The following is a 7,254-nucleotide window of genomic DNA, read 5'->3' as shown; positions in this document are numbered from 1 at the left end:
TTCATTGAGTATAAAATACAAGAAATACCTCGATTTTGAAGTCGAGGTATCTTTTTTTACATTTGCACAATCTTGCGATAGCTTCTTGAAGTAATCATGAAAATCAACACATAGTCGATGAGGAAGATAGCGCAGATAGACAAGGTCACAATCAACATCATAGTCGTATCTATTACACCAATCACTTTTAAAATCAGACTAAGCATATGGTAGGCAAAGGCGAGATGTATGAAGGCAAAGAGCAAAGGAAGGAAGAAAACAGTTAAAACCTGTTTGTTGATGGTTTGCTTGATTTGCTTTTGATCTAAACCGACTTTCTGCAAGATAATAAAGCGCTCACGGTCTTCATAACCTTCAGAAATTTGTTTGTAATAGATGACCAGAACGGTTCCGACCATAAAGATAATGGATAGGAAAATACCGATAAAGAAGACACCACCAAAGAGGGCACTCATCTGAGCACTAGCATCTGATAGATTACTACCATACACATAGCTACCTTCCGTGTTTAATTGAGCATTAAACTGATCGAGGTATTTATCATACTCGTCAGCGACTTTGAGTTGTTCTTCTTCACTGATATTTACATTCATACCACCGTAAAACTGATTATAGATAGCCGAATCTGGGAATTGATCCAAAAAGGCTTGTAAATCAGGTACAACAAGATAATTGTAATCAGCAGTCAAAATATTAAACTGATTTGGGACATGGTTGACAATAAAATCTTTATTAAATTCTTCTTTTACAGAAAATTGATGATCATTCAGAGTTAGAGTTTTCTGTTCTTTAACTCCCTCATTCTTTGCAAAGAGTCCGACCTCATTTCCTGATAGAGACAGTTTTTGACCAGTCATATTTTCATAATCTTTTTGGTCAAATACCATGAAAACTGTTTTTGGTTGGACACGGTTTTGTCCTTTTTCAAAAATAGTTAACTTGGTTCCTTCTTGATTTGCAATACCAAAGTTACTGTAACGAAGCACTTCTTTCTCTTTGACACTATAACCTTTGTCACTTGCAAACTGGCTCAAGAGTTTGTCCAAATCTTCTTTTTCAACATTTTTTCCAGTAATGCCAAAGTCATGCGGATTCATCACTTTTTTAAAGGATTCTGAGGCATTGAAAATGCTTGTCGCTGCTGACATGGTTACCAAAACCATTGTTGACAAGATAGCGATGGTTGCTAGTCCAACTGCATTTTTCTTCATACGGAAAATCAAGTTGGAAACAGAGATGAGGTTATTAGGTTGGTAATAGTATTTCTTATTTTTCTTTAAGATTTGAAGGAAAACGGTAATCCCTGCATTAAACAATAGATAAGTACCAAAGATAACCAGCAAAACAGCTAGGAAGAAGGTTGTTAAGGCTGTAAGAGGATCGGTTACCGTAAGGGCAAGATAATAGCCAATCCCTAAACTTATGGAACCAAGAATAGTTTGGAGAGGTAGGAAACGACCTCTTTTCTCTCCGCTTGCTTTCTCACGCGAGAGCTGGAGGGCATTCATACGGGCGATTCGAAGGGCATTCAGGAACATGAGGCCTAGGAAAATCAATCCAAAGACAAGAAGTACTGCAATGACAACATTCATTTGGAAGGTAGCGACCAGCTCAACCTTCAATTTCATCAGTTTGAGCAAGAAAGCGAAAATTAACTTGTCAAACAAGGCTCCAATACCGATACCCGCTCCAACAGTTAGAATCCCAAATACCACTAACTCCTTAAAGGTCATACTGATAAGATGACGCTTCTCCAAGCCCAACATGCCATAAATCCCCAGTTCCTTGGAACGGTTTTTCATGACAAAACTATTGGCATAGAGGACGATAATGGCTGACGCAAGGGTGACGACAAACATACCAAATCCAAGTGTAGCCTGAATGGTTGTTCCTCCACGGATTTCAGCAATCTTGGGATTGAAGGTTAGAGAGTAAAAGAGATAGGTGACAGTGACTGCCAAGAGAACAGCCAGCGCAAAAGGATAGTAGAGTTTGCGGTTTTTAATCAAGTTCGATACCGCTAACTTATTGGTTAATCGAAACATACTAATTCACCTCGCTTGCCATGACAGTCAAGGTATCAGAGATTTCTTGGAACATCTGACGCTCTGTCTTCTCTCCACGGTAGATTTGGTTGTAAAGAATGCCGTCTTTGATAAAGAGTACACGTTTAGCTCTGCTGGCTGCTGCTGTGGAATGGGTTACCATGAGAATGGTTTGGCCGCGCTCATTGATTTCATCAAAGACATCAAGTAAGGCTGCAGAAGACTTGGAATCAAGGGCACCTGTTGGCTCATCCGCAAGGAGAATTTCAGGTTCTGTGATGATGGCGCGGGCTACTGCTACACGCTGTTTCTGACCACCTGAAATTTCGTAAGGGTACTTCTCTTGCAATTGGTTGATACCTAGATTCTCAGCAGTCACCACCAATTTCTTCATCATTTCCGTAATAGGTCTTCTTGACAAGACAAGGGGAAGCAAAATATTGTCCTTAACAGATAGAGTATCTAGCAAGTTAAAGTCTTGGAAGACAAATCCTAGCTTTTCACGACGGAAGCTAGAAGCCTGTGAATTTTTAATGGTTGCGGTGTCAGTTCCATTCAGGTAAACCTGACCACGAGTTGGTTTATCCAGCATAGCTAGAATATTGAGAAGAGTTGATTTACCAGAACCAGACTCACCCATGATGGCAACGTAGTCACCCTTTTCGACGGTAAAGTGAATATCCTTGAGGGCTTCTACTTGGTTGCCCTGAAAACGAGTTTTATAAATTTTTTGAACGTGTTTTACATCTAAAAGTGTCATGAGAATCTCCTTTCTTAATATCCCATCAAATGAAATGTTGCTTGCATCATAGCGCATCCCAGTTGAACACGCTCGATATCTTTGTGACTTGGTTTTCTTGTTTTCTTATGTAAGATTTGTTTCATGATGTTACTCCTTTGTTCTTTATGAGTCTAGTTTACATCAAAAAAAGACCGCTTGCCATAACCTAACCTTACAAAAGAGACTTTAATCTTACATTTTTGTAAGATTGGGGGAAATGTAAGCAAAATTACTTAGAAAATGATTTGATTTCCTATTTTTAAAGTTGTAAAATATAAGTATGAAAAGGCTTACTTTAAAAAGGAGGAAGCGGGAACTAACATTTTAGTAAGGTTACCTAGATAACATGCCATTCAATTTAACACTTGCAAGTCGTTCAACCTATAAGGAAAGAAGGTGCGCTTTAATGAAACATAAAGAACATATACTCATCGGATTTCTCTATCTGCTCTCTCCATTCATCGGTCAGCTCTCAGTTGAACACACACTTTATCGGTACAGAATTTACCGGCACTGCTTATGTTATTTGCTGGTTATCAGTTGTTATCAGCATCCACCATTTTTCCAAAAATGTATTGTCTCAGCAGCAAAAATAGATTAAAAAACTGAGTTTAAAATAATATTTTTAGTTTACAGATGAGACTGGCGAAATATTATTAAAAGTAAAAAAGCTTTAAATCAAGCAGTTTAGACTATTGATTTAAAGCTTTTTGCTTATTCCAAATCTTTTGTTAAACCTCACCAAAACCAGCCTTCATTGTCGTCAATAGCTTGGGCTTCTTTGCGTTTGCGTGGGCCTGTTCCATACATTTCTGCTTCGATTTTTTCCTTGGTTGGCATGATAGAAGCTAGGATGATATAGATAATCACGCCAAGTCCAAAGTTTGCGACTGTAAAAATAGCAAATAGAAAACGAACCAGGGTAACATCAAAGTTCCACTTGTCTGACAGACCCGCCAGAACTCCTGAAATCATGCGATTTCGTCTCATTTTATAAAATTTACTGTTCATGATATTTCCTCTTTCTGCTAGGTTAGACATAGTATATCACGGGTAGGCTCGGCTTTCATCAGTCCTCAGGCTGATTTATTAGTAGCAATTTACCTCGACAAAGTCCACAGCGATAGCGTTTGGTATCAATCCTACGCTTGCGATGATACCTTTGCTGGCAGGATTGACAACGATAAAGTTTGAGTGGTTTAGAGTGGCTATTTGTCAAGGAGGGCACAAAGCGTAATCCATCCACTGCTTTCAACAGTTCCTTAAAATCCCGATCCTTGTGTTGATAGCCCTTTCCTTGAAAATAGAGGTGATAATGACAGAGTTCATGTCGGACAATTTTCCTAAAAACGTCCAACCCCAGTTCCTGATAAACCTTGTGATTAAAATCCAAATGCCCATCTTTGGGGAAAAATCGCCCACCTGTCGAACGTAGACGCCTATTCCACTGGGCATGATGGATAAAAGGTCTGCCGAAGTCTTCTAGCGAAACCTGCTTGACGTAATCAGTTAGATTCATCTGGAGCTAGGAGCGACAGATTGACTTTTTCACGTTCAGTATCAATTTTCTTGACCCAAACGGTCACCAAATCTCCAACTGACACCACTTGGCTAGGATGTTTGATAAATTTGCGACTCATGTGGGAAATATGAATGAGACCGTCCTCGTGAATTCCAATGTCAACGAAGGCACCGAAGTCAACGACATTACGCACCACACCCTCTAGCTTCTGCCCAACCACTAAGTCCTTGATATCCAGGACATCTTGGCGAAGCATAGGTGCGTCAAAGGAATCACGGAAATCTCGACCTGGTTTGAGAAGATCTGCAATGATATCTTTAAGAGTTTCGGGACCAAGGTCTAGCCCTTGCGCCATTTCCTTGACTGAAAGAGACTTGAGTTTGCCTTGGGCTTCTTCATTCAGGTCCTTAATGTCCAAGCGTTTGAAAAGTTCCTTAACGGCAGCGTAATTTTCTGGGTGAACTCCTGTATTATCAAGAATATTGCTACTTTCAGGGATACGAAGGAAACCAGCTGCCTGTTCAAAGGCCTTAGCCCCCAAACGAGGAACTTTCTTGATTTGGGAGCGTGAAGTGATTTTTCCTTCTTCTTCACGGTATTTGACGATATTTTCAGAGATGGTTTTATTGAGTCCAGCTACGTGTGAAAGAAGAGCTGGGCTGGCTGTATTGACATTGACACCGACTTGGTTCACCACTGTATCCACGACAAAGTCCAGACTTTCAGACAGTTTCTTCTGACTGACATCATGCTGGTATTGACCGACACCGATTGACTTAGGATCGATTTTGACCAATTCAGCAAGGGGGTCCTGCAAACGACGGGCGATAGAAATAGCAGAGCGTTTTTCAACGGTCAAGTCTGGAAACTCCTGACGAGCAAGTTCGCTGGCAGAATAGACCGAAGCACCACTTTCATTTACGATGACATAACTAACCTCAGGAAAATCTTTAAGAACTTCCGCCACAAAGGCTTCACTTTCACGACTAGCAGTACCATTTCCGATGGCAATAATCTCTACACCGTATTGACCAATCAAGTCTGCCAAATCTTTCTTGGCTTCTTCGATTTGACGAGCTGATGCTGGTTTAACAGGATAAATGACCTGAGTTGTCAGCATTTTCCCAGTTGCATCAACGACAGCTAGCTTGGCACCTGTACGAAAGGCTGGGTCAAATCCAAGAACCATGCGCCCTTTTAGAGGAGCAACCAAGAGAAGATTGCGCAGGTTGTCAGAAAAGAGTTGAATAGCTCCCTCTTCTGCCTTCTCGGTTAATTCTGTACGAATACGGCGCTCGATAGCAGGCAAGACCTTTTTCTTAACGGATTGCTGAACAACTTCATCAATATAAGCATTTTTCACCTTGAAACGAGTAGCAAAAAAGGCAAGAATACGGTCCGTCGCATGTTCAAAACCGATCTTCAAGACACCTAGCTTCTCCCCACGATTGAGAGCCAAGGTACGATAGCCTTGCATAGTTCCAACTGTCTCTGAAAAATCATAATAAATCTGAAAAACCTGCTTTTCATCAAGACTTTCATCCTTGGCTTGAGAAGTGAGTTTAGAGTGTCTCAGCACTTCCTGATAAGTCATAGAACGCAAGGTCACATCTTCCGATAAGGCTTCGACCAAAATATCAACTGCACCGGTCAAGGCTCCCTTGCCAGTCGCAAATCCTTCACAGACGAACTTTTCAGCTTCTTTCTCCAAGTCAACTATATTCTGCAAAATCAAGCGAGCAAGAGGAAAGAGTCCAGCTTCACGGGCAATGGTTGCCTTGGTACGACGCTTTTCCTTATAAGGAAGATAGAGTTCTTCAACGTCTGCTAATTTTTCGGCAACTAAGATAGCTTCTTCCAATTCCTTGGTCAACTTACCTTGTTCTTGAATCTTAGCTAAGACAGCTTCCTTACGGTCATTGAGATTTGTCAGACTTTTATCCAAATCAATAATAGCCTTAATCGCCACCTCATCCAGACTACCAGTCATGTCCTTGCGATAACGCGCCATAAAGGGAATAGTCGCCCCTTCAGCTGTCAAACTTAGAACGGTATCAATTTGCTTTAACGTCACTCCCAAATCCTGAGAGATTTTTTCATATTTTTTATCCATGAAACTATTATACCACAAGCTAAACATTTTAAATTAACTCGTAGAACATTTAAAAAATATGTAGGGAATAGATTTATATGCTACAGCGCAATAACTTGCACTTAAAGAGCATTGCCACCTTTTTTAACCAAGCCATGATATCAAAAGTATTTAATGGATCAGACATAATAGCCAGTTCTGGAAGATGTTCCTGACCTGGAATAACACATTGACTTTTCAAATTTTTATATGGACGATTGACTAAAATTAATTTATTAGAATAAGGAAGATTATCCATCTTATTTAAAATTTCTTCACTAGCTGAATCTTTATTATCAAATTTAAAATATAGATTATCCCAATTTATGCGTTTTTTCTTTTTTCCCACTTAGTCCGTGCTTCTTCAATACTAGAATAATGTAGAAAATGAATATCTATATCCCCTAAGTGCCCCAAAGGATAAACTTCATGGGTCCAGCTCGGTGAAACAAGTTCCTCTTCGAAAACAAGTTCTTGTTCCATATAGTACCGAAAATCCTTTGTAAGTTTATAATAATCATCAGGAAGAATAAATAAACCAACAAAAGGTGTTCTATATTGGCTTTACAATAATAACTTCTATATCTTTAAATGTTTGTCTATCAACTATTAATAAAGACTCTAATAAACTATTTTTATCTCCTTGATGTAATAAAATAACACTGATTAAGCAAGTCAATTTTACTACCTCCTATAATTTTCTGATAATGATTTTCTTCTTATTTCAATTATATAATCATTTAGTTTTAAAAAAGTGTTCCAAACATTCAAAAAT

General features: G+C 39.3%; 5 protein-coding genes and 2 pseudogenes. 1 reads left to right on the top strand and 6 read right to left on the bottom strand.

Annotated features, from left to right (window positions below; genetic code table 11):
- Positions 1–56: 56 nt before the first annotated feature.
- Both HT701_RS09390 and HT701_RS09385 read right to left on the bottom strand, forming a co-directional pair.
- Positions 57–2,045: an ABC transporter permease gene (locus tag HT701_RS09390; protein ID WP_172931458.1), complete on the bottom strand. Its 1,989-nt coding sequence runs from the start codon at positions 2,043–2,045 to the stop codon at positions 57–59.
- 1 nt (position 2,046) lies between these two features.
- Positions 2,047–2,805 carry an ABC transporter ATP-binding protein gene (locus HT701_RS09385; protein ID WP_000173372.1) on the bottom strand — a complete coding sequence of 253 codons (759 nt, stop codon included), beginning with the start codon at positions 2,803–2,805 and terminating at the stop codon, positions 2,047–2,049.
- Positions 2,806–3,232: 427 nt separating this feature from the next.
- Between HT701_RS09385 and HT701_RS11600 the strand changes: the two are divergent.
- Positions 3,233–3,422: pseudogene (locus HT701_RS11600) on the top strand (hypothetical protein).
- A 142-nt stretch (positions 3,423–3,564) separates the two neighbouring features.
- On the opposite strand, the gene HT701_RS09380 reads toward HT701_RS11600, so the two are convergent.
- From HT701_RS09380 to HT701_RS09365, 4 genes and pseudogenes are all read right to left on the bottom strand, one after another.
- Positions 3,565–3,837 carry a PspC domain-containing protein gene (locus HT701_RS09380; RefSeq protein ID WP_172931457.1) on the bottom strand — a complete coding sequence of 91 codons (273 nt, stop codon included), beginning with the start codon at positions 3,835–3,837 and terminating at the stop codon, positions 3,565–3,567.
- A 58-nt stretch (positions 3,838–3,895) separates the two neighbouring features.
- Positions 3,896–4,345 carry a SprT family protein gene (locus HT701_RS09375; protein ID WP_172931456.1) on the bottom strand — a complete coding sequence of 150 codons (450 nt, stop codon included), beginning with the start codon at positions 4,343–4,345 and terminating at the stop codon, positions 3,896–3,898.
- Entirely contained in the window at positions 4,332–6,461 is a 2,130-nt protein-coding gene (locus HT701_RS09370; protein ID WP_014017280.1) for a Tex family protein, read from the bottom strand. Before HT701_RS09370 ends, HT701_RS09375 begins: the two co-directional genes overlap by 14 nt.
- Positions 6,462–6,534: 73 nt before the next feature.
- A pseudogene (locus tag HT701_RS09365) lies at positions 6,535–7,040 on the bottom strand (DUF1919 domain-containing protein); the annotation flags it as partial.
- Positions 7,041–7,254: the final 214 nt, after the last annotated feature.

It is taken from the genome of Streptococcus sp. 10824 (assembly GCF_013276595.1).
Lineage (GTDB): Bacteria > Bacillota > Bacilli > Lactobacillales > Streptococcaceae > Streptococcus > Streptococcus pseudopneumoniae.
This window is presented reverse-complemented; position numbering and strand designations above follow the sequence as displayed.